The organism is Mesorhizobium sp. P2_D1 (assembly GCF_056404455.1).
Window position 1 is genome coordinate 50,619 of sequence record NZ_JBFUDZ010000017.1, and the last position, 24,151, is coordinate 74,769.

The 24,151-nt window shown below is 65.0% G+C and carries 25 protein-coding genes and 1 pseudogene; 15 read left to right on the forward strand and 11 right to left on the reverse strand.

Features of this window, described 5'->3' with window-relative positions:
• Window positions 1-24: 24 nt before the first annotated feature.
• The 3 genes from AC1D0I_RS14770 to AC1D0I_RS14780 form a co-directional block, all read right to left on the reverse strand.
• A complete protein-coding gene (locus AC1D0I_RS14770) occupies window positions 25-1,563 on the reverse strand; it encodes a mannitol dehydrogenase family protein (RefSeq protein WP_477395953.1) in 1,539 nt (512 codons plus the stop codon).
• Window positions 1,560-2,342, reverse strand: coding sequence for an SDR family oxidoreductase (locus AC1D0I_RS14775; RefSeq protein ID WP_477395955.1), 783 nt, complete (start codon window positions 2,340-2,342; stop codon window positions 1,560-1,562). Before AC1D0I_RS14775 ends, AC1D0I_RS14770 begins: the two co-directional genes overlap by 4 nt.
• A gap of 78 nt (window positions 2,343-2,420) precedes the next feature.
• Window positions 2,421-3,308 carry a MurR/RpiR family transcriptional regulator gene (locus tag AC1D0I_RS14780; RefSeq protein WP_477301660.1) on the reverse strand — a complete coding sequence of 296 codons (888 nt, stop codon included), beginning with the start codon at window positions 3,306-3,308 and terminating at the stop codon, window positions 2,421-2,423.
• Window positions 3,309-3,432: 124 nt separating this feature from the next.
• On the opposite strand from AC1D0I_RS14780, the gene AC1D0I_RS14785 reads away from it, so the two are divergent.
• The 8 genes from AC1D0I_RS14785 to AC1D0I_RS14820 all read left to right on the forward strand — a co-directional run bounded on the left by AC1D0I_RS14785 (window position 3,433) and on the right by AC1D0I_RS14820 (window position 12,964).
• Window positions 3,433-4,617 (forward strand): Gfo/Idh/MocA family protein, encoded by a 1,185-nt coding sequence (locus AC1D0I_RS14785; protein ID WP_477395957.1) that lies wholly within the window; start codon window positions 3,433-3,435, stop codon window positions 4,615-4,617.
• 93 nt (window positions 4,618-4,710) lie between these two features.
• Complete coding sequence (locus tag AC1D0I_RS14790; protein WP_477395959.1) at window positions 4,711-5,697, forward strand: L,D-transpeptidase; 987 nt, start codon at window positions 4,711-4,713, stop codon at window positions 5,695-5,697.
• Between the two features lie 346 nt (window positions 5,698-6,043).
• Window positions 6,044-6,928: an AraC family transcriptional regulator gene (locus tag AC1D0I_RS14795; protein ID WP_095091306.1), complete on the forward strand. Its 885-nt coding sequence runs from the start codon at window positions 6,044-6,046 to the stop codon at window positions 6,926-6,928.
• A gap of 249 nt (window positions 6,929-7,177) precedes the next feature.
• Window positions 7,178-8,254: an ABC transporter substrate-binding protein gene (locus AC1D0I_RS14800; protein WP_457151765.1), complete on the forward strand. Its 1,077-nt coding sequence runs from the start codon at window positions 7,178-7,180 to the stop codon at window positions 8,252-8,254.
• A gap of 147 nt (window positions 8,255-8,401) precedes the next feature.
• Window positions 8,402-9,223 carry an ATP-binding cassette domain-containing protein gene (locus tag AC1D0I_RS14805; RefSeq protein ID WP_477395961.1) on the forward strand — a complete coding sequence of 274 codons (822 nt, stop codon included), beginning with the start codon at window positions 8,402-8,404 and terminating at the stop codon, window positions 9,221-9,223.
• The gene (locus tag AC1D0I_RS14810) at window positions 9,220-10,473 is read left to right on the forward strand and encodes a sugar ABC transporter permease (RefSeq protein ID WP_457151763.1); all 1,254 of its coding nucleotides are present in this window, start codon (window positions 9,220-9,222) and stop codon (window positions 10,471-10,473) included. The genes AC1D0I_RS14805 and AC1D0I_RS14810 overlap by 4 nt, the downstream gene beginning before the upstream one ends.
• Before the next feature lie 22 nt (window positions 10,474-10,495).
• On the forward strand, window positions 10,496-11,221 hold the full coding sequence (locus AC1D0I_RS14815) for an SDR family oxidoreductase (protein WP_477395963.1): 726 nt from the start codon (window positions 10,496-10,498) through the stop codon (window positions 11,219-11,221).
• 141 nt (window positions 11,222-11,362) lie between these two features.
• The gene (locus AC1D0I_RS14820) at window positions 11,363-12,964 is read left to right on the forward strand and encodes an FGGY-family carbohydrate kinase (protein WP_477395965.1); all 1,602 of its coding nucleotides are present in this window, start codon (window positions 11,363-11,365) and stop codon (window positions 12,962-12,964) included.
• Between the two features lie 70 nt (window positions 12,965-13,034).
• Here AC1D0I_RS14820 and AC1D0I_RS14825 read toward each other — a convergent pair whose 3' ends face one another.
• Together AC1D0I_RS14825 and dinB are read right to left on the reverse strand one after the other, a co-directional pair.
• A complete protein-coding gene (locus AC1D0I_RS14825; RefSeq protein WP_477226818.1) occupies window positions 13,035-13,376 on the reverse strand; it encodes a hypothetical protein in 342 nt (113 codons plus the stop codon).
• A gap of 128 nt (window positions 13,377-13,504) precedes the next feature.
• Entirely contained in the window at window positions 13,505-14,752 is a 1,248-nt protein-coding gene (gene dinB / locus AC1D0I_RS14830) for a DNA polymerase IV (protein ID WP_477395967.1), read from the reverse strand.
• Between the two features lie 208 nt (window positions 14,753-14,960).
• On the opposite strand from dinB, the gene AC1D0I_RS14835 reads away from it, so the two are divergent.
• A complete protein-coding gene (locus tag AC1D0I_RS14835) occupies window positions 14,961-15,674 on the forward strand; it encodes a DUF899 domain-containing protein (RefSeq protein WP_477395969.1) in 714 nt (237 codons plus the stop codon).
• Window positions 15,675-15,751: 77 nt separating this feature from the next.
• Here the strand turns inward: AC1D0I_RS14835 and AC1D0I_RS14840 are convergent, their stop codons facing one another.
• Window positions 15,752-16,174 (reverse strand): winged helix-turn-helix transcriptional regulator, encoded by a 423-nt coding sequence (locus AC1D0I_RS14840; RefSeq protein WP_477395971.1) that lies wholly within the window; start codon window positions 16,172-16,174, stop codon window positions 15,752-15,754.
• Between the two features lie 111 nt (window positions 16,175-16,285).
• Here AC1D0I_RS14840 and AC1D0I_RS14845 point away from each other — a divergent pair, with 111 nt between their 5' ends.
• The 5 genes from AC1D0I_RS14845 (at window position 16,286) to AC1D0I_RS14865 (ending at window position 19,968) form a co-directional block, all read left to right on the forward strand.
• Window positions 16,286-16,480 carry a dihydrofolate reductase family protein gene (locus AC1D0I_RS14845; protein WP_477395973.1) on the forward strand — a complete coding sequence of 65 codons (195 nt, stop codon included), beginning with the start codon at window positions 16,286-16,288 and terminating at the stop codon, window positions 16,478-16,480.
• A 128-nt stretch (window positions 16,481-16,608) separates the two neighbouring features.
• A complete protein-coding gene (locus AC1D0I_RS14850) occupies window positions 16,609-16,872 on the forward strand; it encodes a dihydrofolate reductase family protein (RefSeq protein ID WP_477395975.1) in 264 nt (87 codons plus the stop codon).
• A 130-nt stretch (window positions 16,873-17,002) separates the two neighbouring features.
• Window positions 17,003-17,884: an SDR family oxidoreductase gene (locus AC1D0I_RS14855; RefSeq protein ID WP_477395977.1), complete on the forward strand. Its 882-nt coding sequence runs from the start codon at window positions 17,003-17,005 to the stop codon at window positions 17,882-17,884.
• Between the two features lie 110 nt (window positions 17,885-17,994).
• Window positions 17,995-18,945, forward strand: coding sequence for an alpha/beta hydrolase (locus AC1D0I_RS14860; protein ID WP_477395979.1), 951 nt, complete (start codon window positions 17,995-17,997; stop codon window positions 18,943-18,945).
• A gap of 87 nt (window positions 18,946-19,032) precedes the next feature.
• On the forward strand, window positions 19,033-19,968 hold the full coding sequence (locus AC1D0I_RS14865) for a sigma-70 family RNA polymerase sigma factor (protein ID WP_477395981.1): 936 nt from the start codon (window positions 19,033-19,035) through the stop codon (window positions 19,966-19,968).
• 8 nt (window positions 19,969-19,976) lie between these two features.
• On the opposite strand, the pseudogene AC1D0I_RS14870 reads toward AC1D0I_RS14865, so the two are convergent.
• From AC1D0I_RS14870 to AC1D0I_RS14890, 5 genes and pseudogenes are all read right to left on the reverse strand, one after another.
• Window positions 19,977-20,595: pseudogene (locus AC1D0I_RS14870) on the reverse strand (2OG-Fe(II) oxygenase).
• Entirely contained in the window at window positions 20,592-21,149 is a 558-nt protein-coding gene (locus tag AC1D0I_RS14875) for a methylated-DNA--[protein]-cysteine S-methyltransferase (protein WP_477395983.1), read from the reverse strand. Before AC1D0I_RS14875 ends, AC1D0I_RS14870 begins: the two are co-directional and overlap by 4 nt.
• A 316-nt stretch (window positions 21,150-21,465) precedes the next feature.
• Window positions 21,466-21,693, reverse strand: coding sequence for a hypothetical protein (locus AC1D0I_RS14880; protein ID WP_477395985.1), 228 nt, complete (start codon window positions 21,691-21,693; stop codon window positions 21,466-21,468).
• Window positions 21,694-21,714: 21 nt separating this feature from the next.
• Complete coding sequence (ada, locus tag AC1D0I_RS14885; protein ID WP_477396048.1) at window positions 21,715-22,848, reverse strand: bifunctional DNA-binding transcriptional regulator/O6-methylguanine-DNA methyltransferase Ada; 1,134 nt, start codon at window positions 22,846-22,848, stop codon at window positions 21,715-21,717.
• Window positions 22,849-22,931: 83 nt separating this feature from the next.
• Window positions 22,932-23,624, reverse strand: a complete 693-nt coding sequence (locus AC1D0I_RS14890; RefSeq protein WP_457152609.1) for a winged helix-turn-helix transcriptional regulator — start codon at window positions 23,622-23,624, stop codon at window positions 22,932-22,934.
• A 174-nt stretch (window positions 23,625-23,798) separates the two neighbouring features.
• Here AC1D0I_RS14890 and AC1D0I_RS14895 point away from each other — a divergent pair, with 174 nt between their 5' ends.
• Window positions 23,799-24,125, forward strand: coding sequence for a DUF1330 domain-containing protein (locus AC1D0I_RS14895; RefSeq protein ID WP_095091320.1), 327 nt, complete (start codon window positions 23,799-23,801; stop codon window positions 24,123-24,125).
• Window positions 24,126-24,151: the final 26 nt, after the last annotated feature.

The following is a 24,151-nucleotide window of genomic DNA, read 5'->3' on the forward strand; positions in this document are numbered from 1 at the left end:
TCGTGGCTTCATGACCGACTTCCACTATGCCGATTGTGCGGGCCGCTTCAACCGTACCGCGTCGCCCTGTTCCAGACTGTGCCTGACGGCGGCCATCGGATCGTCCGACAGCAGCTCGCCGAGCGTTGATGTGACGGACCTGCGGAACACATCGTTCGCGGCAAGGCCGGGCTCGAAAATCGTGTCGATGGCAAGGATGCCGGCCACCAGTGCCTGTGGATCGCGGCCGGTTGCGTCCGATATGTCGGCGACCTTGCCGGCATAGGGGTCCGACACCGGCCAGCGTTTGCCGAACCGTGCCGAGGCCTGGATCAGGTAGGCCATCCAGCCGGCGACCGGGAGCGCCAGCAGCGCGATGCTTTGGCCCTGGCTCAGGCGGTCGCGGATCGGGTTGAGCAAGCGCTGGACGATCTTTTGCGAACCGTCGGTGGCAATCTGGTGGTTGCGGTGGCGGATCGCGATGTTGCGCAGCCGGCCGAGGCTCTGCGCGACATAGGCCAGCGGTTCCATGCCCGGCACCGGCAGCAGCGTCGGCAGCGTCTCTTCGACAAGCATGCGTTGCACAAAGGCCAACAGCAGCGGGTCGGCGATGGCATCGAATGTGTGTTCGAGGCCGGCCAGCACGCCGAGCGTGGCGAGCGTCGTCTGGGCGCCGTTGAGCACCCGCATCTTGAGATGTTCGAACGGCGTGACGTCGTCGACGAAGCTGGCGCCGACCCGATCCCAGCGCGGCACGCGGCCGGCGAATTTCTGCTCGATCACCCACTGCCGGAACGGCTCGCCGACGACGACCGCGGCATCTCGGTAGCCGAAACGCTGCTCGACGCCGTCGAGGTCGGCTTGCGTGACCGCCGGCGCGATGCGGTCGACCATGGCCGACGGGAAGGCGGCGTTGGCCGAGATCCAGTCGGCAAGGCCGTTGCCGCGCCGTTCGGCAAAAGCCTGCACGACATTGGCCAGGATAGTGCCATTGGCCGGGATGTTGTCGCAGGAGAGCAGCGTCAGCGGCCGGCCATGTGTCGCCCGGCGCAATTCCAGCGCCCGCGCCAACTGGCCGGGCACACTGCGTGGCGTCTCGGGGTTGGCTAGGTCGTGGACGATGTCGGGATGGTCGAGATCGAGTTCGCCGCTGGACGGGATGTGGCAATAACCTTTCTCGGTCACCGTCATCGTCACCACCTCGATGTCGGATGAGGACAGCACATCTAGCGCGGGTGCGGCACTCGCCTGGCTGTCGACGACCTCTATGATGCTGCCGATGACGCGCGCCTCGACATTGCCGTTCTCGCGGATCAACCGCGTGTAGAGACCACCTTGCCGGCCGAGTGTGTCGTCAAGGCTGGGTGGCCGGATGTTGATGCCGACGACGCCCCAGCGGTCGAAATGGCTGGCCAGCAGATCGTCGGTGTATTCTGCCTGGTGGCAGCGGTGGAAGGCGCCGACGCCGAGGTGCGCCATGCCGGGCGCGAGCGCCGCGCGGTCATAGGCCGGCTTCTGGACGATGGTTGGCAACCGGGCGAGCAGCGCCGGTCCAAGTGTCTCGGGGGAGGCAGCAGCCCTCACCGGTTCGCTCCGATCACCCACTGTTCCTGGTCGATCAGCGTGCCGGTCATGGGTCCGGCCGCGTCGGAAAGCAGGAAGACGGCGAGGTTCGCCACATCGCTCGTCGAGAACAGGCGGCCGAAAGGCTGCGAGGCCTTGGCGGCGTCGAGCCAGCCCGGACCGTTGCCAAGCGTCTCGGCCTGCATGGTGCGTTCGGCCGGTGTGTCGGTCCAGCCGACATTGATGCCGTTGACGCGGATGCGGTCGAAGCGATGGGCGTTGGCGGCGTTCTTGGTCAGCGTCGCCAGCGCGCCCTTGGTGGCCGAGTACACCGCGAGCTCCGGCGAGCCGCAATGGGCATTGATCGACAGGATGTTGACGATGGCGCCGCCCTGGCCGCGCTTCTTCATATCGGCAATCGCCGCCTGCATGAGGAAGAATGGTGCGCGCGCATTGACGGCGAAGAGCGCTGCCCAGTCATCGAGGTCGGCATCGAGGAAGGACGCGCGGTCGGTCAGGCCGGCGGCGTTGACAAGGCCATCGATGCGGTCGAAGCGATCGATGCAGGCTTGCGCCAGCAGGGCAGGGGCTTCGGGGTCGGAGAGGTCGGCGGCGACGAAAACCGTGGGCGTTCCGAGCCGCGAAAGCTCGGCTGCGACGGCATCGCCGCGCGCTTTCTCGCGACCGGTGACCAGCAGACCACCGGCGCCCGAACGCGCAAGCGTTTCGGCAATTGCTCGGCCAATGCCTTGCGTCGCGCCGGTGACCAGCACCACCTTGCCTTTGAGCTGAAGCTCCATTCCTCCTCCCGGAACAAAGTTTCTATTTTTCGAAATATGGAACGTCAATTCCCGGCAGTCAATTGTGCCAGCGGCGCCTCATTGGCCGCGGCGCGCGACGACTGCGTGGACCAGCGCCATGCCGACGGCCAGCGACGCCGCCAGCGAGCGGAAGCCGGCAAAGTCGGATTCGACCACCTCCAGCCAGGTGTCCGACAGCCGGATGAGCGGGCTGAAGGTGCTGTCGGTGATGGTGACGATGCCGGCGTTGCGCTCATGCGCCACGGCGACGAGGTCGGGTGTGATCGAATTGTAGGGGCTGAAGGACACCGCCAGCACGGCGTCCTGCCTGCCGATGCAGCCGACCTGGTCGAGCGCGGTGGAGCCGACATTGTCGACCAGCACGTTGCGCACGCCCTGCTGCGAGAGCGTCAGCGACAGATAGGTGGTGACGGGGAAGGCGCGCTTGGAGCCGATGACATAGATCAGGTCGGCGGCCGCCAGCAGCGTCACCATCTTCTCGAAACTCTCGATGTCGAAATCGCTCTCGACGCGGCCAAGCGAGGCCTGTGAGGCGCCGACCATGCCGTGCAGGAAATGCAGGTCGGCGTTGGGTTCGCTCCGTTGCTCGCCGCGTCCGTCCGGCCACGACCCCTTGATATGGTCCTTGAACAGGCCCTGGAAATCGGAAAAGCCGGCATAGCCGAAGATCTGGGCGAAGCGCACCAGCGTTGAAGGCTGCACGCCGGCCTGTGCCGCCACCTGCGCGATGGTGCCGAGCGCGACGTCGCTCGGATGTTGCCACAGGAAGATCGCGACCTGGCGCAGCCGCTTGGGGAAATGCACGGTGCCGGACGACAGCACCGCGCGCAACTCCTCATAGGTCTGCGGCTGGATGTAACCGAGTGCCGCCAGCGAGCGTCCGCGTTTGCGGGTCGCCGCCTCGTCGGCAACGGACCGTCCCGATGTTTTGCCTGCCCCACTCATGATTTCAGGCTAGCGCGGCACGATCGTTTTACAATATGGAAATTGGAAATCGGGTTCGAAAGCGCTGGCGGCGTCATCGGCTTGCACCCCTCAGAAATCGCCTGTCCGGAGGAGTTTGAAAATCATGGTCTATGCAACTTCGGACGGCTCGACACGCCAACGCTTGCGGGTCGGCATGGTTGGTGGCGGCCGCAATGCCTTCATCGGCGCCGTGCACCGGCTGGCCATGCGCCTCGACGACCAGATCGTTCTGGTCGCCGGGGCGCTGTCCTCCGACCCGGAGAACGCCGCCGCATCGGCCGCCGAGATCGGTATCGCGCCGGAGCGCAGCTATGCCGATTATCGCGTGATGGCGCAAGCCGAAGCCGCGCGACCGGACGGCATCGAGGCCGTCGTCATCGTCACGCCAAACCATCTGCACGCACCGATCGCGACAGCCTTCCTCGAAGCCGGCATCGACGTGATCTGCGACAAGCCGCTGTCGACGACGCTGGCCGACGCGCAAGCGCTGGTGGCGCTGGCGCGGGCGAAGAAACGCCGCTTCGTCGTTACTCTCAACAACACCGGCTACGCCATGGTCCGCCAGGCGCGCGAGATGGTGGTGGCCGGCGAACTCGGGCGCATCGTGTCGGTGCATGGCGCCTATATCCAAGACTGGCTGACCAGACCGATCGACGCCGAAGGCCAGAAGCAGGCGGAGTGGCGCACCGACCCGGCGCGCGCTGGGCAGTCGGCGGTGCTGGCCGATATCGGCGTGCATGCCTTCAATCTGGCAAGCTACATCTCGGGTTGTGAGGCCGAGGCGGTTTCGGCCGACCTGTTCACCGCCGTGCCGGGGCGCCGGCTCGACGACAATGCCCATGTGCTAGTGCGCTGGACCGGCGGAGCGCGCGGCACAATCCTGGCCAGCCAGACATCGCCCGGCCACTACAATGATTTGTCCGTGCGCATCTATGGCGACAGAGCCGGGCTGGAATGGTCGGGCGCGCGCCCGGAGGAATTGCGCTTCTCCATCTACGGCGAGGAAACACGCACGCTGGTGCGCGGCGGCCATGGCTCAACGCAAGAGAGCCGGCGGGTGTCGCGCATGCCGGCGGCGCATCCTGAAGGTTACATCGAGGCCTTCGCCAATTTCTACCGCGACGCCGCCGATATCATTCGCGCGCATCGCTCGGGCGCGGCGGTCGATCCGGCCCGGGCGGCGCAAGTGCCTGACGTCGTCGATGGCGCGCGCGGCGTAAAGTTCGTCGCGGCGGCGGTGGAGTCGAATGCGGCTGGTGGAGCGTGGACGCAAGCCCGGTTCGGGTGAGAGCCAGGCGCGACCCGATCTGCCCAAACATGACCGCTTCTATCCGGGCCGGAAAGCCTCTAGACTGACGGCTGGTCATGACGAGGGGGCGGCATGGGGCTCGACAGACGGCATTTGGTGCTTGGCGCCGGCGTGCTGGCGTTGTTGCCGGCGGCGCGAAGCTTCGCCGCCGAGACGCTTGAGGACATCAAGGATCTCAAGCCCGGCGAGTTCACCTGGCATCCGGAACGCCAGAAGAAGGGGCCGGTCGCCATCATCGTCTCCTTGCCGCAGCAACGCGTGCATGTTTATCGCAACGGCGTGCGCATAGCAGTCTCGACCTGTTCGTCCGGCAAGCCCGGGCATGAGACGCCGACCGGCATCTTCGTCATTCTCCAAAAGGACAAGGACCACAAGTCGAGCACCTACAATGATGCGCCGATGCCGAACATGAACCGGCTGACATGGTCGGGCATCGCGCTGCATGCCGGCAATCTGCCGGGCTATCCGGCCTCGCATGGCTGCGTGCGGCTGCCGCTCGCCTTTTCCAGCAATCTGTTCGGCATCACCCATATCGGCACGCCGGTCATCATTTCGGGCGCGCGCGGCGACCCGGCCGAACTGACCAATCCCGGAATGGTGCTGGGTGGCTACGCGGCCGGGCAGTTCCAGAACGTCGTCGCTTCCAAGGACGGCCACAAGCGCGCCGCCGACTGGGTCGAGCCGGAGGATTTCCCGGTCACCTCGATCATCGCCTCGTCGGGCGACAAGCAGATCATGCTGATCGAGAACGGCGTGGTCGTCGCGCAGGCGCCATTGACCATCACCGGGTCCGGCGGGCTTGGCAGCCATTTGCTGACCTTGCAGGTGGCCGGCGCCGCCAACGACTGGCAATGGGTCGACATCAGCCGCAGCGCCAGTTCCGGCTCGTTCTTCAACAATGAGCAGGACATGCTCAAGCGGCTCAGCACGCAAAAGAGCTTCCTCGACGCCATGCAGGCGAGGATGCATCCGGGCATGGTGATGGTGCTCACCGACGCGCCGCTGCATCCCGACAGCCGCTCCGGCCAGGACTTCGTCGTCATGTCGGCGACGGACTGAGGAGGTTTCCGCTTACGGCGGTCGCGCACGAGGGCGACTTTGACCCAGCTTGAGTGGCTTGATCCGAGGCGGATGCGCTGGGAGGGCAGGTTCAACAGGGGCCGTTGCCTCGGCCCGAGCCAGGCGCGTTGCGGTCAGCGGTTCTGATCCCATCCTGCCCGAATATTGCCTTTCCGTGTCCCTTTCCCGGTTAAAAAAGTATCATCCGTTGCCCTGAATCGTGGTGGCGCCTGCTGTCATGAGCCGGTAGCGTGGTCTCGAAATGCAGAGCCGAAACCAATTCGGCCGGTTTAGGGAATGTGGGTCGAACGCGGCAACGATCCGTGCCGGCCCGGAGGAGACGGACATGGAACCGGACCTGGAAGTTGTCCAGATACGACGCGGTGAGTCCTTCAAGGCGTGGTCGCATGGCTACCCCTTCCACACGGTGCGTTGGCATTTCCATCCCGAATATGAACTGCATCAGGTGATCTTCACCAACGGCCGCTATTTCGTCGGCGACTTCATCGGCGAGTTCGAGCCAGGCAATCTGGTGCTGACCGGTCCGAACCTGCCGCACAATTGGGTGAGCGATATCCCGAGGGACAGCTCCATTCCGCTGCGCGGCCGCATCATCCAGTTTTCGGAAAGCTTCATTGGTGATGCCATGCATGTGCTGCCGGAACTGGCGGGGCTCGGGCCACTGCTCGAGGCGTCGCGGCGCGGCGTGCTGTTTTCCAGCCGCACCAGCAAGGAGCTGGCGCCGCTGATGGAAGAGATGATGCAGGCGCAAGGCGTGCGCCGCATCGAGCTGTTCATGTTGATATCCGGCCTGCTCAGCCGCGCTCAGGAATTCCAGCTGCTCGCCAGCGCCAGTTACCGGCCGGATCCCTCGGGCTACATGACCGCCGGCATGAACAAGGCGTTGGCTTACATCCGTGAAAACCTGACGCAGTTGTTCGACGAGACGGATCTGGCGGCCATTGCCGGCCAGTCGACCGGCGCCTTCTCACGCTCGTTTCGCCGCCACACCGGCATGTCGCTGGTGCAATATGTCAAGCGGCTGCGTATCAACCTCGCCTGCCAGATCCTGATGAGCGACGAGCAGGCCTCGATCACCGACATCTGCTACGAGGTCGGCTTCAACAATCTGTCCAATTTCAACCGGCAGTTCCTGGCGGAGAAGGGCATGCCGCCCTCGCGTTTCAGGCGCCTGCTGGCCGACAACATCAACGCGGGAAAAGCCGCTTAACGGAGGAGCCAGGGAGGAACCAAGGGAGGAACTACATCTTTCGCCTGACAACGTGGCCCGCATAACGCGGTCCGCGATGGAGAGCGCTTGTCCTTGAAATCCTTCGTCAGCGGAGGATGTCGGCACGGCCAAGAGGCCGATGCCGGGCCCTGGTTCCCAATTGCAGCTGGGGCGAGGGCGGAGGCGTGTCTTCACAAAAAAGCAGTCAACGACCTTCTTACAACCATATCCAGAAACGGAGAAGACCGAATGACCCGATTTTCATCTTCATTGAAGTCCGCCGGCATGGCAGCAATTGCGCTGTCGCTGTTGGCCGGCACCGCCGCGATCGCAAGGGCCGCCGAGGTCACCGACGCCACCGTCGCCTTCCTGATGCCCGACCAGGCCTCGACCCGCTACGAACAGCATGACTATCCCGGCTTTGCCGCCGAGATGAAGAAGCTGTGCCCGGGCTGCAAGGTGCTCTACCAGAACGCCGATGCCGACGCCTCGCGCCAGCAGCAGCAGTTCAACTCGGTGATCTCGCAGGGCGCCAAGGCGATCGTGCTCGATCCCGTGGACTCGACCGCCGCCGCCTCCCTGGTCAAGCTGGCGCAGAGCCAGGGCATCAAGGTCATCGCCTATGACCGGCCTATCCCGACCGCACCGGCCGACTTCTATGTCTCGTTCAACAATGAAGGCATCGGCAAGGCCATCGCCGACTCGCTGGTCGCGCATCTGAAGGCGCTCAAGGTCGATCCGGCCACCGGTGGCGTTTTGCAGATCAACGGCTCGCCGACCGACGCGGCGGCTGGGCTGATCAAGAAGGGCATCCATGAAGGCCTCGACAACAGCGGCTACCAGATCCTGGCCGAATACGACACGCCGGAATGGGCGCCGCCGAAGGCGCAGCAATGGGCCGGCGGCCAGATCACCCGCTTCGGGCCCAAGATCCTCGGCGTCGTGGCCGCCAATGACGGCACCGGTGGTGGCGCCATCGCGGCCTTCAAGGCAGCCGGCGTCGATCCGGTGCCGCCGGTGACCGGCAACGACGCGACGATCGCCGCCTTGCAGCTGATCATCGCCGGCGACCAGTACAACACCATCTCCAAGCCGAGCGAGATCGTGGCGGCGGCTGCTGCCAACGTCGCCATCAAGCTGCTTTCGGGCGAGACGCCGAAGGCCGAGATGACGCTGTACGATACGCCGTCGCAGCTGTTCACGCCGGCGGTGGTGACGCAGGAAAACCTGAAGGCCGAGATCATCGACAAGAAGATCAACACCGCGGCCGAACTCTGCGTCGATCGCTACGCGGAGGGTTGCAAGAAGCTGGGCATCGGGAACTGACCGCGACCCTTGCCCCGTTCCGCTGCCTGGCCGAACAATAGGCTGGAGCCCCACCCCGAATGCATCGGGGTGGAACAAGCTCCGGCGGCGGCCAGGCAGCGCCTACCCGCTTTTTGAACCGGTCCTTTCTTGAAAGGTATTCCAGGCATGATCGATACCCCGGACGAACCGGTTCCGACAGGCGAGCTGGTGCTCAGCCTGCGCGGCATTTCGAAGAATTTCGGCGCCGTCTCGGCGCTCACCGACATCGATCTCGATGTCCATGCCGGCGAGGTGGTGGCGCTGGTCGGCGACAACGGCGCCGGCAAGTCGACGCTGGTCAAGATCCTCGCCGGCGTGCATCAGCCAAGCTCGGGCACCATCAGCTATCGCGGCAAGCAGGTGACGATGGCCGACCCGAGTGCGGCGCTCACGCTCGGCATCGCCACCGTGTTCCAGGACCTGGCGCTGTGCGAGAACCTCGACATCGTCGCCAACATCTTCCTCGGCCGCGAGCTCAACCCGCTGCGCCTGGACGAGGTGGCGATGGAGGTGCGCGCCTGGACGCTGCTCAACGAGCTTTCGGCGCGCATCCCCAGTGTGCGCGAAGTGGTCGCGTCGCTGTCGGGCGGCCAGCGCCAGACGGTGGCGATCGCCCGCTCGCTGTTGCTCGAACCCAAGCTTATCCTGCTCGACGAGCCGACGGCGGCGCTTGGCGTCGCACAGACGGCCGAAGTGCTCAACCTGATCGAGCGGGTGCGCGACCGCGGCCTCGGCGTCGTCATCATCAGCCACAACATGGAAGACGTGCGCGCTGTCGCCGACCGCATCGTCGTGCTGCGGCTTGGCCGCAACAACGGCATCTTCACCCCAGACGCCTCGAACCAGGAGCTGGTCAGCGCCATCACCGGCGCGTCGAACAATTCGGTGTCGCGACGCGCCGAGCGCCGGCAAGCGCGACAGGATCAAATCCAGGAGCCACGCCCATGAGCCGTCAAGTCGAACAGGCGGCTCCGCCGCAGCTCGACCGCGCCGACGTGCGCGTCAAGCATGAGGCCGGTTTGAGCGGCAGTATCCGCGCCTTCGTCGACCGCGTGCGCTCGGGCGATCTCGGCTCGCTGCCGGTCATCGTCGGGCTGGTCATCATCTGGACGGTGTTCGCCAGCATCAATCCGATCTTCCTGTCGAGCAGCAACCTGGTCAATCTGCTGTTCGATTCTTCCACCGTCGGGGTCATTGCGCTCGGCATCGTCTGCGTTTTGATGGTCGGCGAGATCGACCTGTCGGTCGGCTCGATCAGCGGCTTTGCCTCGGCGCTGGTCGGCACGCTGTGGGTCAACCAGGGCTGGCCGGTGGCGCTCGCCATCCTCGCCGCAGTCGCCGTCGGCGGCTTCATCGGCGCGCTTTACGCGCTGCTGTTCAACCGGCTCGGCATGCCGAGCTTCGTCTCGACGCTCGCAGGACTGCTCGCGGTGCTCGGCCTGCAGCTCTACATCCTTGGCTCCACCGGCTCGATCAACCTGCCTTACGGCTCGAACCTGGTTAATTTCGGCCAGCTTCTGGTGATGCCGAAATTCGTGTCGTTCGGGCTGGCGGCGGTGCCTGGCATCGTCATGCTGATCACCGGCCTGCGCACCGTTGCGCGCCGGCGCGCCGCCAACCTGTCGGCACCCTCGACCGGCGGCATCGTCACGCGGGCGGTGGCGATCACGATCGTGCTCGAACTCATCGTCTTCTACCTCAACCAGGCGCGCGGAATTCCGTGGATGTTCGGCCTGTTCGTCGGCCTGGTCATCGCCATGCATTACGCGCTGACGCGGACGAAATGGGGCCGCTCGATGTCGGCGGTCGGCGGCAACCGCGAGGCGGCGCGGCGCGCCGGCATCAATGTGCGGCTGATCTATTCCAGCGCCTTCGTGCTGTGCTCGATGCTGGCCGCTTTCGGCGGCGTGCTGTCGGCGGCCCGGCTTGCGTCGGCCAGCCAGCAGGCCGGCACCGGCGACGTCAATCTCAACGCCATCGCGGCGGCCGTCATCGGCGGCACCAGCCTGTTCGGCGGCCGCGGCAGCGCCTATTCGGCACTGCTCGGCATCATCGTCATCCAGTCGATCGCCAGCGGCTTGACGCTGCTCGATCTGTCCTCGTCGCTTCGGTACATGATCACAGGCGCCGTGCTTGCCATAGCAGTCATCGTCGACTCGCTGGCCCGCCGTTCGCGTGTTTCCCATGGCCGGGCCTGAACCCATCAACAGGAAGAGAGATATGACTCAACTGTCCGGAAAAGTTGCGGCCGTCACCGGGGCGGCGTCGGGGATCGGCCTCGAATGCGCAAGATACATGCTGGCGGCGGGCGCCAGCGTCGTGCTGGTCGACCGCGCCGAGGCGACGCTGAACAGCCTGTGCGCCGACCTCGGCCCCAATGCGATCCCGCTGGTGATCGAGCTGATGCAGCCATCAAGCGTCGCCACCATGATGCCGCAGATCCTGGAAAAGGCCGGGCAGCTCGACATCTTCCATGCCAATGCGGGCGCCTATGTCGGCGGCGAGGTGCTGACCGGCGATCCCGATGCCTGGGACCGCATGCTGAACCTCAACATCAACGCCGTGTTCCGCTCGATCCACGCGGTGCTGCCGCACATGGTCGAGCGCAAGACCGGCGATATCATCGTCACCAGTTCGATCGCCGGGCTGGTTCCGGTGGTCTGGGAGCCGATCTATACCGCGTCCAAGCATGCCGTGCAGGCCTTCGTCCACACGGTGCGCCGGCAGGTGGCCAAGCACGGCCTGCGCGTCGGTGCCGTGGCGCCGGGCCCGGTGGTGACCGCGCTGGTCGACGACTGGCCGAAGGCCAAGCTCGAGGAAGAGCTCGCCGCCGGCGGTCTGATGCAGCCGCGCGAGGTCGCCGAGGCAGTGATGTTCATGCTGACCCGGCCGCGCAACGTGACGATCCGAGATCTGGTGATCCTGCCGCAGAGCAATGATTTGTGAGGGGAGTACGGGAGTAGGGCACTAGGCCAGTATGCTGTCCTGCGGTCCAAAGTCCGGGCTCAAATCTAGTCGCTATTCGCCTGCTGCCTATTCCCCTACTGCCTGCCTTACTCCCCTACTCCCCTAACCGAAGGTTTCCCCATGCCCCATTATCTCGGCATCGACGTCGGCACCGGCAGCGCGCGGGCAGGGGTGTTCGACCAGGCGGGAAACCTGCTTGCCTCGGCCAAGCACGACATCGAGGTCTGGCGCGAGGCCGGCGACATCGTCGAGCAGTCGAGCAACGACATCTGGCGGGCGGTGTGCATTGCCACCCGCGCCGCTGTCGCCGATGCCGGCATAGCGCCCGAGGCGATTGACGGCATCGGTTTCGACGCCACATGTTCGCTGGTGGTGCTGGGTGAGGGCGGCGTGCCGTTGCCGGTGGGCCCGTCCAACAATCCCGAACGCAACATCATCGTCTGGATGGATCACCGCGCGATCGAGCAGACGCGCCGCATCAACCGCAGCGGCGCGACGGTGCTGAGCTATGTCGGCGGCGTCATCTCGCCTGAGATGGAGACACCGAAACTCCTGTGGCTTGCGGAAAACATGCCCGCCACCTTCAACGCCGCCTGGCAGTTCCTGGACCTCGCCGATTTCCTGACCTGGCGGGCGACTGGCAGCCTTGCCCGCTCGGTCTGCACGGTGACCTGCAAATGGACTTATCTGGCGCATGAGAGCCGCTGGGATGAGACATATTTCCGCAACATCGGCCTGGGCGCGCTGGCCGACGAGGCGTTTGCGCGCATCGGCACCGAGATCGTGCCGGCGGGAGCATCGCTGGGCGGCGGACTGATCGGGCAAGCGGCGGCCGACCTTGGCCTCGCCCCCGGCACCGCGGTGGCGGCCGGGCTGATCGATGCGCATGCCGGCGGTGTCGGCACGGTCGGGGCGCGCGGCGATTTCGGCAGTGTCCTGTCGCGCATGGCCTATGTCTTCGGCACCTCGGCCTGCACCCTGTCGTCGACCGCCGAACCGGCCTTCGTTGACGGCGTCTGGGGTCCGTATTTCTCGGCCATGGTGCCGGGGCTGTGGCTGAACGAGGGTGGTCAATCGGCGGCAGGTGCCGCCATCGACCATCTTGTGCGCATGCACCCGGCGGCCGGCGAAGCCGCGGCCTGGGCGCAGGCCGAAGGGATCAGCCTCAGCGCCTGGCTGTCGCTGCAGGCGCAAGGCCGTGGGGGCGCCGCAGCGACGCCGGCGCTGGCCGGCGATATCCATGTCGTGCCGGAATTCCTTGGCAACCGCGCACCTTTCGCCGACCCAGATGCGCGCGCACTGATTGCCGGGCTCGATCTCGACACCAGCCACGAAAGCCTGGTCGGGCTGTATGTCGCCGGCGTCTGCGGGCTGGGCTACGGCGCGCGCCAGATCGTGCAAGCCGAGCATGAGAAGGGCATCCCTGTCGACACCATCGTCGTCAGCGGCGGCGCCGGCCAAAGCCCGCTGGTGCGCCAGCTGCTGGCCGACACGACAGGCATGGTGGTGGTGGCGTCGACCTCGGCGGAGCCGGTGCTGCTCGGCTCGGCGATGTTGGGCGCGGTCGCCGCCGGCTCCTACAAGGACCTGGTGACGGCCATGGCGGGCATGTCGGAACTCGGCGAGGTCTATCATCCCAACGCTTCGCTGGCCGGCTGGCACGCCAAACGTTTCGCGGCGTTCGAGCTGTTCCAGCAGGCCGGCAAGGCGATCAGGGGCTGAAGCAGGCAGCCACAAGGATGGCGTTGAACGGCAGAGGAACACACGTGCGCCTAGGCTGTCTGTCGTCGTCTCATTGAACAGACTGGATGAGCCATAGGAGAGCCAGAAGGTTGGCGAGCGACATGCCGGCCGGGCCGAAGGTTTTCATCCGATCATCGATCGTGGCGCCTATGATAGCATCCCCGGCCTGCACAAGGATCATTATCCAGGCGATGGCTTCAAGCCATTCCGTCGAACCCGTAAAAAACGGCACGGCGCTTGCGACCACCAAGGCCACGCTGCGTGCACAACCGTAGAAAGCTATTGTCCGGGCGTTGCCGGTTTCGTTCATGGCGGCAGCCAAGGAGAAACCGAGACTGACGACCGCGCTGAGAGCTGTGACTGACGCGCAAACGATGAAGGCTGTGAACATCGCATTCCATGGCTTGTGGCCGCTACACCTTACTCGAATAGCCAGGGCCTGAAATCAAGTCACTCTTTTGCTGCTACCAGTTACAACTTGCGCGGTCATATGCAGGGCACGATTGGCTTCGGCTGCCCTCAGAGCTCCTTCTGCGCCAATTCCCTGAATTCGTCGGGTACGGAGCGTGCGGCCTCCAGCGCCACCGTGCCGTAGCCGACCGCCTGCTTGCCAAAGCGCTCGCGGATCTTGTCGATGGCGCGGTCGGCACCGAAGCGTGCCAGGCCTTTTCGGGTGCCCGGACGGCGCTTCTCATCGGCGAGGCCGAGCGGCAGTTCGAGTTGCAACTCGGCACTTTCCTCGAGATGCGAGACCGAGATCGCCAGCAGCGAGATCGTCTTCTCGTGCGGGTGGTCGTCGAGCAAGCCGCGCACCAGGTCGCCGGCGATCTCGGCCAGCATCGTGGTCGCCGCAATCGGCTGGTCAAGCGTGATCGAGCGCGTGACAGCGCTGAGATCGGCAAAGCGCACGCGCACTGTCACCGTGCGGCCTGGCCTTGCCTTGGCGCGCAGCCGGCTGGCGACGCGGTCGGCCAGATGCAGCAAAGTGGGCACGATGACCCTCGCAACGGCTGGCTTCTGGCCGAGCGCCGATTGCGCGCCGGCCGAGTGCGCCCGGCGCTTCGTCTCCAGTTTGCGCGGGTCGCGGTTCCATGACAGCGCCGACAGCTTGTCGCCGGCGGCGGGACCGAGCAGCCGCGTCAGCGTGCCGCTGTGCGTCCTGGCTAGCTGGCCGATGGTCTCGATGCCGATTTCGGCCAGCCGCGCCTTCGTCGCCGGGCCGACGCCCCACATCAGCCCGACCGGCAGGTCGTGCAGGAAGGCGATCTCGGTGCCGGGTTCGACCACCACCAGCCCGTCGGGCTTGGCGACCTGCGAGGCGATCTTGGCCAGATGCTTGGTGCGCGCCACGCCGATCGAGATCGGTAGGCCGAGCTCGGCCCGGACGCGGCGGCGGATGGTCGTGGCGATCTCTAGCGGGGACCCGAACAGGTGTGTGCAGCCGGCGACATCGGCAAAGGCCTCGTCGATGGAGATGCGCTCGACCACGGGCGTGAAGTCGTCGAGCACCTTGATCGCGGCGTCGCCCAGGCGCTGGTAGTCGCTGAAATTGCCGCCGACGAAGATCAGATGCGGGCAGAGCTCGCGCGCCTTGCGTCCCGGCATGCCGCCGCGCACGCCGAAGGCGCGGGCTTCATAGGAGGCTGCGAGCACCACGCCGCCGCCGACCGCGATCGGCTTGCCGCGCAGCGACGGATCGAGCAACTGCTCGACCGAAGCATAGAAGGCGTCGAGATCGGCATGCAGGATGGTGGCTGTCGTTTCCATCCCGACCGCACATCCGCAGTTGCTGATAGATTGGAACATATAGAGAACAAAGCGCGCACGACTGTCAAGCTGAATGTCGACGTCCGGTGCCATCAGCCGCGTTCTTCAGCACAAATTGCACAGGTGACGTCGGATCGCGGTTTTCAACAACGTCTTAAAGACAGGCAACGAGACCGTCAGCATACGCCAGAGGCGGAAGGAGGACGACATGACCGACCACATCATCGCGCCTTACACGGATTGGTTTGAAGCGCACAAAGCGCATCTCGGGAAAGAAAAGGCGTTTACGCGCCAGCGTCAACAACTCGCGGCGGACCGACGGGCACTGCCATGGCTTCGGATCGACAAGCCCTACAAGTTCGACACGACCCAGGGAAGGAAATCGTTGGCCGATCTCTTCAAGAACCGCAGCCAGTTGATCATTTATCACTTCATGTTTCCGCCCAATGCAGACTATCGGTGCACCGGCTGTTCATTCCTTTGCGACCACATCGACGCCGCCAACCAGCATCTGATGCATCACGACGTCTCCCTGGCCGTCTGCTCGCGTGCTCCTCTCGCCGAGCTACAGGACTTCAAGGCGCGGATGAATTGGCAGTTTGATTGGGTGTCGTCATTCGGAAGCGATTTCAATTTCGACTTCCAGGTATCGTTCACCGAGGACCAGATCAACTCGGGCAAGGTGCTATTCAATTTTGAGGAGGTCGCGATTACAGGCAGAGATCGCGGTGGCTCGACCATTTTCTACAAAGATGAGGATGGGAAGATCTATTGCACTTTCCAGGTGCGGGGCCGTGGCGGTGAGAACCTGATCGGGACATATAGCTATCTCGACCTCACTCCCGTCGGTCGCAATGAAAATGGGCCGTCACATACTTTGGGCGACTGGGTCCGTCTTCACGATGAGTATGAGGGCCGATGATTATCCATTTGTCGCCGCGCGGCTGAGCAAGGCCCTGCCTTGGCGTGGGCCTCCGGGCGTCTCCACAGCTTCGGCGATCAAGTGCTCGCCAGATGCTCGGCCCGCAACGCCACCGTCATCTGGTCCAGAGCGGCCTTGCCTCCGGCCGCCAGATCATCGGCGTTCCGGGCGAGCTTGTCGTCGGCCTTGCGGTGCTTGCTGCCCCAGGCGCCGAGCGTCGCCAGCACCGGCAGCAGGTCGATGCCGGCCTCTGTCAGCCTGTAGACCGTTTTCAGGCCGTGGGTCGGGTCGTCGCTGCGGGTGAGGATGCCTTCTTCCTGGAGCGTCTGCAGCCGCTCGGCCAGCGTGCGCGAGGAGATGCCTTCGTCGGACTGCAGGAATTCCCGAAAATGCCTTTTCCCGGCGAAGATCAGGTCGCGGATGATGAGCAGCGTCCAGCGGTCGCCGAGCAGTTCGAGCGACAGGTTGATCGGACAGCCGGACTTTCCCTTGGTCGACATGTTTATGGCTCCATTTTTAAATCAATTTACTATTGACATCATTCTCCGCGGTGCGTCAAATGGTTCCAGAAGTAAATCATTCGTCAGTGTCGGACAAACCGGAGAATGACCATGAGAAAACTGATCCTGCAGATGCAGATGTCTGTCGACGGCTTTGTCGGCGCCAACGAGGATCATCACTGGCAGCTCTGGGAATGGGGCGACGACCGCGCCTGGGACGACGAGCTGAAGCGGGATTTCAACGCCGCTTTCGCCGGCGTCGACACCATCCTGCTCAGCCGCAAGATGGCCGAGGAGGGTACCTGACCCATTGGGGCAATGCGGCGAAGAAGTTTCCGAGCGATCCGTTCTACGCCTTTGCGCAGCGCATCGTCGAAGCCCGAAAGGTGGTGCTGAGCGACAGGCTCAAAGCCTCGCGGTGGGAGCGCACAACGGTGGCGAGCGGCGACCTGCCGCGCGAGGTCAAGGCGCTGAAGGCAGGCGAGGGCGGCGACATGGCCGTCTTCGGCGGCGCCGGTTTCGCCTCCTCACTCATCGCGGCAGGGCTGGTCGACGAGTTCCAGTTGTTCGTCAACCCGGCGGTGCTGGGCGCGGGACGGCGGATCTTCGACCAGGGCGGTTTCGAGACCCTGCGGCTGCTCGGCTCGAAAGCCTATGCCTGCGGGATGGTGGTCAACCGCTACGCGCCAGTGGCGTGATCCGAGGCATCACGAAGGCATCTCGCCGATAAAAAGATGTTTGTGCGGAATCCTTTGCCCGCGTCTCTTCGTCTTCAACGTGCGGTCGCCAGAGGGCGGGCGCATCAATCCTGAACGGAGAGACAAGACCATGATCCTGGTGACAGGCGCCACGGGCCTGAACGGCAAGGCGATCGTGCGCGAGTTCGCACGGCAGAAGCATGAGGTGAGGGCGCTGGTGCGGGACCCGGCCCGGGCCTCGGCGGCGGGGCTCGACGAGCTTGCCGGGATACAACTGATCGAGGGCGATATGCGCCGGCCTGAAACGCTGGGCGCTGCACTCGACGGCATCGACCGCGTGCTGATGATTTCGACAGCCGCAGAGGACATGACGGAAACGCAGTGCCGCTTCATCGACGCCTGCAAGCAGGCCGGTGTTGCCCATGTGGTGAAGTTTTCCGGCGCGGAATCCAACATCGGCTATGACGCGACGAAATTCCGCTTCACGCGTATGCATGAGGAGATAGAGCGCTATCTGGAAGGGGCAGGCATGGCGTGGACGCATCTGCGCCCCAGCCAGTTCATGCAGGTCTATCTGCGCGACGCGCCAACCATTGCCGCCGAGGGCGTTTTCCGTCTCGCACTCGGCGACACCGAACTGTCGCCGGTCGATGTCGAGGACATCGCCAAGGTGGCCTTCCGGCTGCTGCGCGATGGCGGCCACGCAGGCGAGAGCCTCGACATGACCGGGCCCGAGGCGCTGACGATGTGCGATGTCGCGGCGCGGATATCGCAAGCGACCGGCAAGTCGGTTCGCTATGTCAATGTCAGCCCTGAAGTGCGGCGCCGCAATCTGCTGGCCGGCGGCATTCCAACCGACTTCGCGGATGCGCTGGACGAGCAACTGGCCGAGCGGCTGCGGCGGCCGAAATCGCGGGTGCATCTGGCGACGCACGAGATGTTCGGCGTGCGGGCAACGCCGTTCGTCGAATTCGCCCGGCGTCATGCCGCAATGTTTGGCGGCGAGCGCTAGCCGCGCTCGCGCAAAAAAACATCCGCGGCCACGTATCCTTTCCGACCGCCCGTTCGTCCTAAGGCTTCGAAGGTCGCGCGGCCCGCGATCCGCAACCCCGGGAGACCATAATGGCGAGCATACAGAGCGAGGCAAACAGGAACCACTACGCGGCGCTGGCTGCCAATGCCGGCAAACTGACGAGCCCGCAAGCGATCATCGACTACAACGACACGCATTGGACGGCGCTGACCGGCGAACCCGGCGGCGTCGACTATATCGAGGTCGATGCCGGTGGCGTGCCGGCGATGTGGATCGTGCCGAAGGGCGCCGACGAGCAGCGGGTGCTGTTCTACGCGCATGGCGGCGGCTTCATCGGCGGCTCGATCTACACGCACCGCAAGCTGGTCGGGCATCTGGCCAAGGCCGTCGGCTGCCGGGCGTTGCTGTACGGCTATCCGCTGGCGCATCAGGCGAAGCATCCGGCCCAGCTCAATGCGGCGATGACCGCCTGGAACTGGCTCACCGACCGCACCGGGCAAGGCTTCGACACCAGGCACATCGCACTTGCCGGCGATTCCTGCGGCGCGGTGCTGACCTATGGCGTGCTGCAGCGCCTTCGTGCGGAAGGCCGGCCGTTGCCTGCCGCGACGCTGATCATCTCTGGCTGGTTCGACATGGCGCTGACCGGTGCCAGTTACGAGACCAACCGCGACAAGGACCCGGCTTTCGCCAAGGCTGCCGTCGACTGGCTGGTGACGAACTTCATCGACGATGGCGACCGGCTCGATCCGCTGGTCAGTGCGCTCTATGCCGACCTCAGCGGTTTTCCGCCTGTCTTCCTGCAAGCCGGCGCGGATGAGACGCTGGTCGACGAAAGCCGCATGTTCGCCGAGCGCGCCAGGCTGGCCGGCCTCGAGACGCGGCTCGACGTCTTTCAAGGCATGCTGCATTCCTTCCAGATGATGGCCGGCAAGGCGCCGGAAGCCGACGATGCGATCGGCCGCCTCGCCACCTGGGTGCGGCCGAGACTGGGCTTGCCAGCTATCAGCGACAAGGCTGCCGGCGACAGAGCGGCGTGAGCATGCGCCGGCTGGTCGTATCGAGCTTCGTGCTTGTGGACGTGCAGCACTTGCGCAATGGTGTGGTGTGCTGACCGATATGCCGCGATGAACCAGCAGATCCGTAAATCCGTTGCACCGGCACAGGGGATACAGCCGCGGCTTGATCCGGAAGGCCTGTTCGACCAGCGCTACAAAGAGTTCCTGGAGACGGTTTCGCATCTTCGGGTGAAGCTGCACCGGTACTGCGCGCGCATGACCGGTTCGGCCCTCGATGGGGAGGACATCATGCAGGAGGCGCTGTTCCAGGCCTATCGCAAGATCGAGCGGCTCGACGATGCGCAGGCGCTGCGGCCTTGGCTGTTCCGCATCGCCCACAACCGCTGCATCGACTTCATCAGGAGCCGCCGCGCCCGGCAGCGAGCCGAGGCCGGCTATGCGGGCGACGAGATCGTGCTGCCTGTCGAGCCCGCCGGTCCCGGCGCCGACCGTGCCATCGAGCGGCTGCTCGTGCATTTGCCGCCGAAGGAGCGCGCCTGCGTGCTGCTCAAGGATGTCTTCGACCATTCGCTTGAGGAGATCGCCGATCTGGTCGGCTCGACATCAGGTGGGGTCAAGTCGGCGCTCAACCGCGGCCGCGCCAAGCTCGCCGTCTTGCCGGCGCAGCCGATCGCGGCACCGCTACACGATGCCGAACTGGCGCGGCTGCTCGACCGCTATGTCGAATTGTTCAACAAACGAGACTGGGACGGGGTGCGGGCGCTGACAAGCGCCGATGCCCGGCTGCGCGTTTCGGACTGCTACAATGGCTTGCTCTCCCGCTCGCCCTACTTCGCCGAATTTGAGCGCAGCGAGCTGCCCTGGCGCATACGGCCAGGCGCGTTCGAAGGGGAAAACGTGCTGGTCGTCGACAGGCTGCACGGCGTGGTCTGGCGGCTGGCGTATCTGGTGCGGATCCAAGCCGATGGCGGCGTGATCGACCATATCAGCGACTACTATGCGTGTCCCTGGATCCTGGATATGGCATCGGCCGACGCCGGATGAAGTCGGCCTCACTTGGCGTCGTGAAAAATAATGCCGACCGTGTGGCGCATGCCTGAGCGCAGGCGGCTGACGCCGTGGCGCAAGTTGACGCGGTAGTTGCCCTTGGTTCCCTGCACCGGCCGGTTATGGACGGCGAAGGCAACCGCGTCGCCCTGGCGCAAGGGCACCACTTCGACCCGGCTCTGCATGCGCGGCCGCTGTTCGGTCAGCGCGAACTCGCCGCCGGTGAAATCTTCGCCCGGCATGGCACTGTTCGAGAAACTCGGCATGCGTCGCTGGATAGCGCATGGCTTGCCCCATGCGCTCGTTCCACTGATTGGCGACGCTGGCCAGCCTGGGATAGAGCGCGCTGCGCAAGCCGCCCAGGAGGTCGGGCAGGGGATAGCGGAAATAACGGTACTCGCCCTTGCCGAAGCCGTGCCTGGCCATGTGGATGTGGCTGCGGAAGTGCCGCTCATGAGGATAGAGGCCGGCGGTCCGCCGGCACTCCTGCGGCGAGAGCAGCTTTTCGATCACCGCGCAGCCGAAGCCGTCGAGCTCGGTGGCAAGGGCTGGCCAGTCGTAAGCGGCGACGCGCGTCTCGGCGGCTTCGACCACGGATGCGGCAACCTTGGCATGGGCGTTCATAGCGTTGCCTCCTTGTCGAGGAGGGCGCGCTTGCGCTCGATGCCCCAGCGATATCCGGACAGCGTGCCGTCGGTGCGGACAACGCGGTGGCAGGGAATGCCGAGCGCGATGGCGTTGGCCGCGCAGGCTGTCGCCACGGCGCGGGCACCGTTCGGCTGGCCAAGGCGGCGGGCAAGGGCGGTGTAGGTGACGGTGGCGCCGCACGGGATGGCGCGCAGCACGTCCCACACCCGCTGCTGGAACGGCGTGCCATGGCGCATGTCGAGCGGCAGGTCGAGACCGGCGCCAGGCGTTTCGACAAAGCGCGCTATCGCCGTGAGATCGTCGCGCAAGGCGTTTTCGTCTTCGACCAGCATCTTGCCGGGGAAGCGATTGCCAAGGTCCCGCTCCAGCGCGTCGGCGTCCGAGCCGACCAGGATGGCGCAGACGCCGATATCGCTGCGCGCCGCCAGGATCTTGCCGATCGCGGACTGGCCAATGGCATAGGCGATGGTGTCGAGGGTAGCGGTAGCGTTGCGTGCTATCGCTGTCTGTACTGCCGTTCGGGTTTGCATGAGGGTTCATTGCCTTCACTCCTTTGTCTTGTGCCTGAACCCTAGTCGCGTGCCGGCCGTGTCTCACTCCGATGCTTGCTTTCAAATTCAGATCGCGAGCGCAAAAGTATGTGCTCTACGGCGCCCCCCCCTCTGTCCTGCCGGACATCTCCCCCACAGGTGGGGAGATCGGCAGCTCTGGCGCCGGCTCTCTTCCTGCAACGCTGGAGATTGGCGAAGGTCGTGGTGACAGCCGATCTCCCCCTCGTGGGGGAGATGTCCGGCAGGACAGAGGGGGGCGCCGTAGAGCGCTGATATTGAAACCATTCCCATTCTGTCATGCGACGCGGGTGACGGAGATTTCACCGAGCAGGAACACTTCGCCGGTCAGGAGCCGCAGCTCGATATCGCCGGTCGTGGTCAGGTTCCACTCGGCTTTGCCGTTATCGACCATCTGACCAACGGCGGTCATCACCAGTGATTTCGCGTCTTGGGTGCGTGGGCTGGCGGCAGCGACGTTGCGGGTCTTCGCATCGGTGGTGGGAGACCTTGCCATCGCGCGCATTGTTGCCAGATCCTCCCGCCGTCAGGCCCGCGAAGACCGATGATCTGCTGGTCTCGCCCCGCCCGATGCGCCGGACGCCGCCTCACGGTCGAGCAGCGCGCGCTTGCGCTCCGCACCCCAGGCATAGCCGGACAGCGCGCCGTCTTTCCTGATCACGCGGTGGCAGGGAATGGCGACGGCAAGACTGTTGGCCGCACAGGCGGCGGCTACGGCGCGGGCCGCCCTTGGCGCAGCGATGCGCTCCGCGATCTCGGCATAGGAAACCGTGTGGCCGACCGGGATGTCCTGCAAGGCCTGCCAGACGCGCTGCTGGAACGCGGTGCCGCGCACGTCGAGCGGCAGGTCGAGGCCGAGTGCTGGCGCTTCGACGAAACCGACGACGCGGGCGACCAGAGCCTCGTAGCCGCGGTCGCCGCCGATCAGCCGCGCCCTGGGGAAACGGTCCTGCAGGTCGCGCACCAGCGTGTCCGGATCGTCGCCGAGCAGGATCGAGGCGACGCCCTTTTTGCTCGATGCGACCAGGATCGCGCCGAGCGAGGATTCGCCGACGGCAAAGCGGATCTCTTCATGCGCGCCGCCGGCGCGATAGCGCGTCGGCGTCATGCCGAGCATGCCGGTGGATTTCTCGTAAAACCGCCCGCTCGAATTGAAGCCGGCATCATAGATCGCCGCTGTCACGCTGGCGCCGTCCTCAAGGCCCTGGCGAACGCGGGCGGCGCGCTGCGCGGCGGCATAGTCCTTTGGCGTCAGCCCAGTGACGGCCTTGAAGACGCGGTGGAAATAGCCGGCGCTGCGCCCGGCAGTAGCCGCCAGTTCGGCGAGCGACGGTTCTTCCTCGCTCCGTTCGATCCTGCGGCAGGCATCGGCGACCATCGCAGCGTTGCCGGCCTCCAGCGACGGGCCATCCGGATTGCAGCGCCGGCACGGACGAAAGCCGGTCGCCTTCGCCTGGTCCATAGTGTCGTGCAATTGCACGTTCTTCGGGTTGGCGCGCCGTGACGGGCAGGAGGGCCGGCAATAGACGCCGGTCGTCGCCACCGAATACCAGAATTCTCCGTCGGCCGATTTGTCACGCGAAACGATGCGCGCCCAGCGCGGATCGTCGGCAACCGGCAGCGGCGTGGATTTCAGATTCTTGGCCAGGGTGATGAACATGCCCGGCATTGAAGCCGCCAAAAGCCGGCCTCGCCACCCGTTTCCTGCCAAATGCCTGATCGCCGTCGCCCGAGCCCTCGTTGCTACGCCGCCCGCTTGGGCTCGATCGCAAATGGGCTGAGACCCAACCAGGTCTGCATTTTCCTCGCGATGTGYTGGTCGCCGGTCAACGCGACCTTTGCCCCGGCCTTCTCGACCGTGATCAACCCCATCCAGATCGCCGTCATCGTGTGCAAGTCGGTCGAGACGTAGAGATCGACGTCAAAGCCCGGATCGTACCAGCACAGATCTACCTCGCCGTGCTTCTCGACGATCAGCCACCACGACCGTTTGGACGCTGGTAGCTCCTGATACAGAAATTGTATCACCGTGCGCCCATCGGGCAGCGGCGAGGGGTTTAGGTTGCGACGCATGTCCCACATCAGCAACGACGGATCGAGGTTTTTCAGCGACAGCCGGGACTCGACCCATTTCTGTCCCCAGAAGCCCATCGCCTCGACGACCGGGCGCAAATCCCTGCCGGCTTCCGTCAGCCGATATTCGAAGATGCCTTTCTCGCCCGGCACTTCCTTGCGCTCGATGATCCCGGCCAGTTCGAGCTCCTTGAGCCGTTGCGACAGAAGGGTCGGCGACATTTTCGGCACGCCGCGGCGCAGGTCGTTGAAACGGGTCGAGCCTGCCACAAGTTCGCGTAGCAGAACCATGGTCCAGCGGGTGCAGAGCACCTCGGCTGCCATCGATAGCGGACAGAACTGCTTGTATCCGTGCTGGGTCATGATTGGTGCCTCTCCCTCGAACTGGGCCGAATATTAGGCCTTCATGAATGAAGCGGCCAGTACGGAAACTGTACCACCCCAGTACAGATCGCGGACTGGTTGGCCGGCGCCCTGCCATGCGAGCTCTTGGCCGGTGCACGGGATACCCCTTGCGCTACAACCAGGAGACGACCCATGACCGCTTACATCATCGCAGACATCAAGGTGAAGGACCCGCAGTGGATGCCGTCCTATGCCGCCTCGGTGCACGATCTCGTCCACAAGCATGGCGGCAGATACCTGTCGCGCAGCGGCAATGTGAAGACGCTCGAAGGCAAGCCGCTCGACACCACGCTGATCGCCCTGATGGCGTTCCCGTCGGAAGCGGCGGCGCGTGCCTTCACCAACGATCCGGCGTATGCGCCCTTCGTTTCGGCCCGACAGGATGGCAGCGACAGCCGTTTCCAGATGATCGACAACACCGATCTGGCTGGAACGATCCCGTATCTGCCGAAGGGATGACCGTTCCCGGCATTCGTCGCATCGAT

What these genes read in the sequence shown, in the direction of transcription:
- AC1D0I_RS14815 (WP_477395963.1), top strand. Translation starts at nt 10,496, where the DNA reads ATGACTCAACTGTCCGGAAAAGTTGCGGCCGTCACCGGGGCGGCGTCG.
- AC1D0I_RS14835 (WP_477395969.1), top strand. Translation starts at nt 14,961, where the DNA reads ATGACCGACCACATCATCGCGCCTTACACGGATTGGTTTGAAGCGCAC.
- AC1D0I_RS14800 (WP_457151765.1), top strand. Translation starts at nt 7,178, where the DNA reads ATGACCCGATTTTCATCTTCATTGAAGTCCGCCGGCATGGCAGCAATT.
- AC1D0I_RS14880 (WP_477395985.1), bottom strand. Translation starts at nt 21,693, where the DNA reads ATGCGCGCGATGGCAAGGTCTCCCACCACCGATGCGAAGACCCGCAAC.
- AC1D0I_RS14805 (WP_477395961.1), top strand. Translation starts at nt 8,402, where the DNA reads ATGATCGATACCCCGGACGAACCGGTTCCGACAGGCGAGCTGGTGCTC.
- AC1D0I_RS14780 (WP_477301660.1), bottom strand. Translation starts at nt 3,308, where the DNA reads ATGAGTGGGGCAGGCAAAACATCGGGACGGTCCGTTGCCGACGAGGCG.
- AC1D0I_RS14785 (WP_477395957.1), top strand. Translation starts at nt 3,433, where the DNA reads ATGGTCTATGCAACTTCGGACGGCTCGACACGCCAACGCTTGCGGGTC.
- AC1D0I_RS14790 (WP_477395959.1), top strand. Translation starts at nt 4,711, where the DNA reads ATGGGGCTCGACAGACGGCATTTGGTGCTTGGCGCCGGCGTGCTGGCG.
- dinB (WP_477395967.1), bottom strand. Translation starts at nt 14,752, where the DNA reads ATGGAAACGACAGCCACCATCCTGCATGCCGATCTCGACGCCTTCTAT.
- AC1D0I_RS14875 (WP_477395983.1), bottom strand. Translation starts at nt 21,149, where the DNA reads ATGCAAACCCGAACGGCAGTACAGACAGCGATAGCACGCAACGCTACC.
- AC1D0I_RS14855 (WP_477395977.1), top strand. Translation starts at nt 17,003, where the DNA reads ATGATCCTGGTGACAGGCGCCACGGGCCTGAACGGCAAGGCGATCGTG.
- AC1D0I_RS14810 (WP_457151763.1), top strand. Translation starts at nt 9,220, where the DNA reads ATGAGCCGTCAAGTCGAACAGGCGGCTCCGCCGCAGCTCGACCGCGCC.
- AC1D0I_RS14865 (WP_477395981.1), top strand. Translation starts at nt 19,033, where the DNA reads ATGAACCAGCAGATCCGTAAATCCGTTGCACCGGCACAGGGGATACAG.
- AC1D0I_RS14860 (WP_477395979.1), top strand. Translation starts at nt 17,995, where the DNA reads ATGGCGAGCATACAGAGCGAGGCAAACAGGAACCACTACGCGGCGCTG.
- AC1D0I_RS14825 (WP_477226818.1), bottom strand. Translation starts at nt 13,376, where the DNA reads ATGTTCACAGCCTTCATCGTTTGCGCGTCAGTCACAGCTCTCAGCGCG.
- ada (WP_477396048.1), bottom strand. Translation starts at nt 22,848, where the DNA reads ATGTTCATCACCCTGGCCAAGAATCTGAAATCCACGCCGCTGCCGGTT.
- AC1D0I_RS14895 (WP_095091320.1), top strand. Translation starts at nt 23,799, where the DNA reads ATGACCGCTTACATCATCGCAGACATCAAGGTGAAGGACCCGCAGTGG.
- AC1D0I_RS14795 (WP_095091306.1), top strand. Translation starts at nt 6,044, where the DNA reads ATGGAACCGGACCTGGAAGTTGTCCAGATACGACGCGGTGAGTCCTTC.
- AC1D0I_RS14840 (WP_477395971.1), bottom strand. Translation starts at nt 16,174, where the DNA reads ATGTCGACCAAGGGAAAGTCCGGCTGTCCGATCAACCTGTCGCTCGAA.
- AC1D0I_RS14820 (WP_477395965.1), top strand. Translation starts at nt 11,363, where the DNA reads ATGCCCCATTATCTCGGCATCGACGTCGGCACCGGCAGCGCGCGGGCA.
- AC1D0I_RS14845 (WP_477395973.1), top strand. Translation starts at nt 16,286, where the DNA reads ATGAGAAAACTGATCCTGCAGATGCAGATGTCTGTCGACGGCTTTGTC.
- AC1D0I_RS14775 (WP_477395955.1), bottom strand. Translation starts at nt 2,342, where the DNA reads ATGGAGCTTCAGCTCAAAGGCAAGGTGGTGCTGGTCACCGGCGCGACG.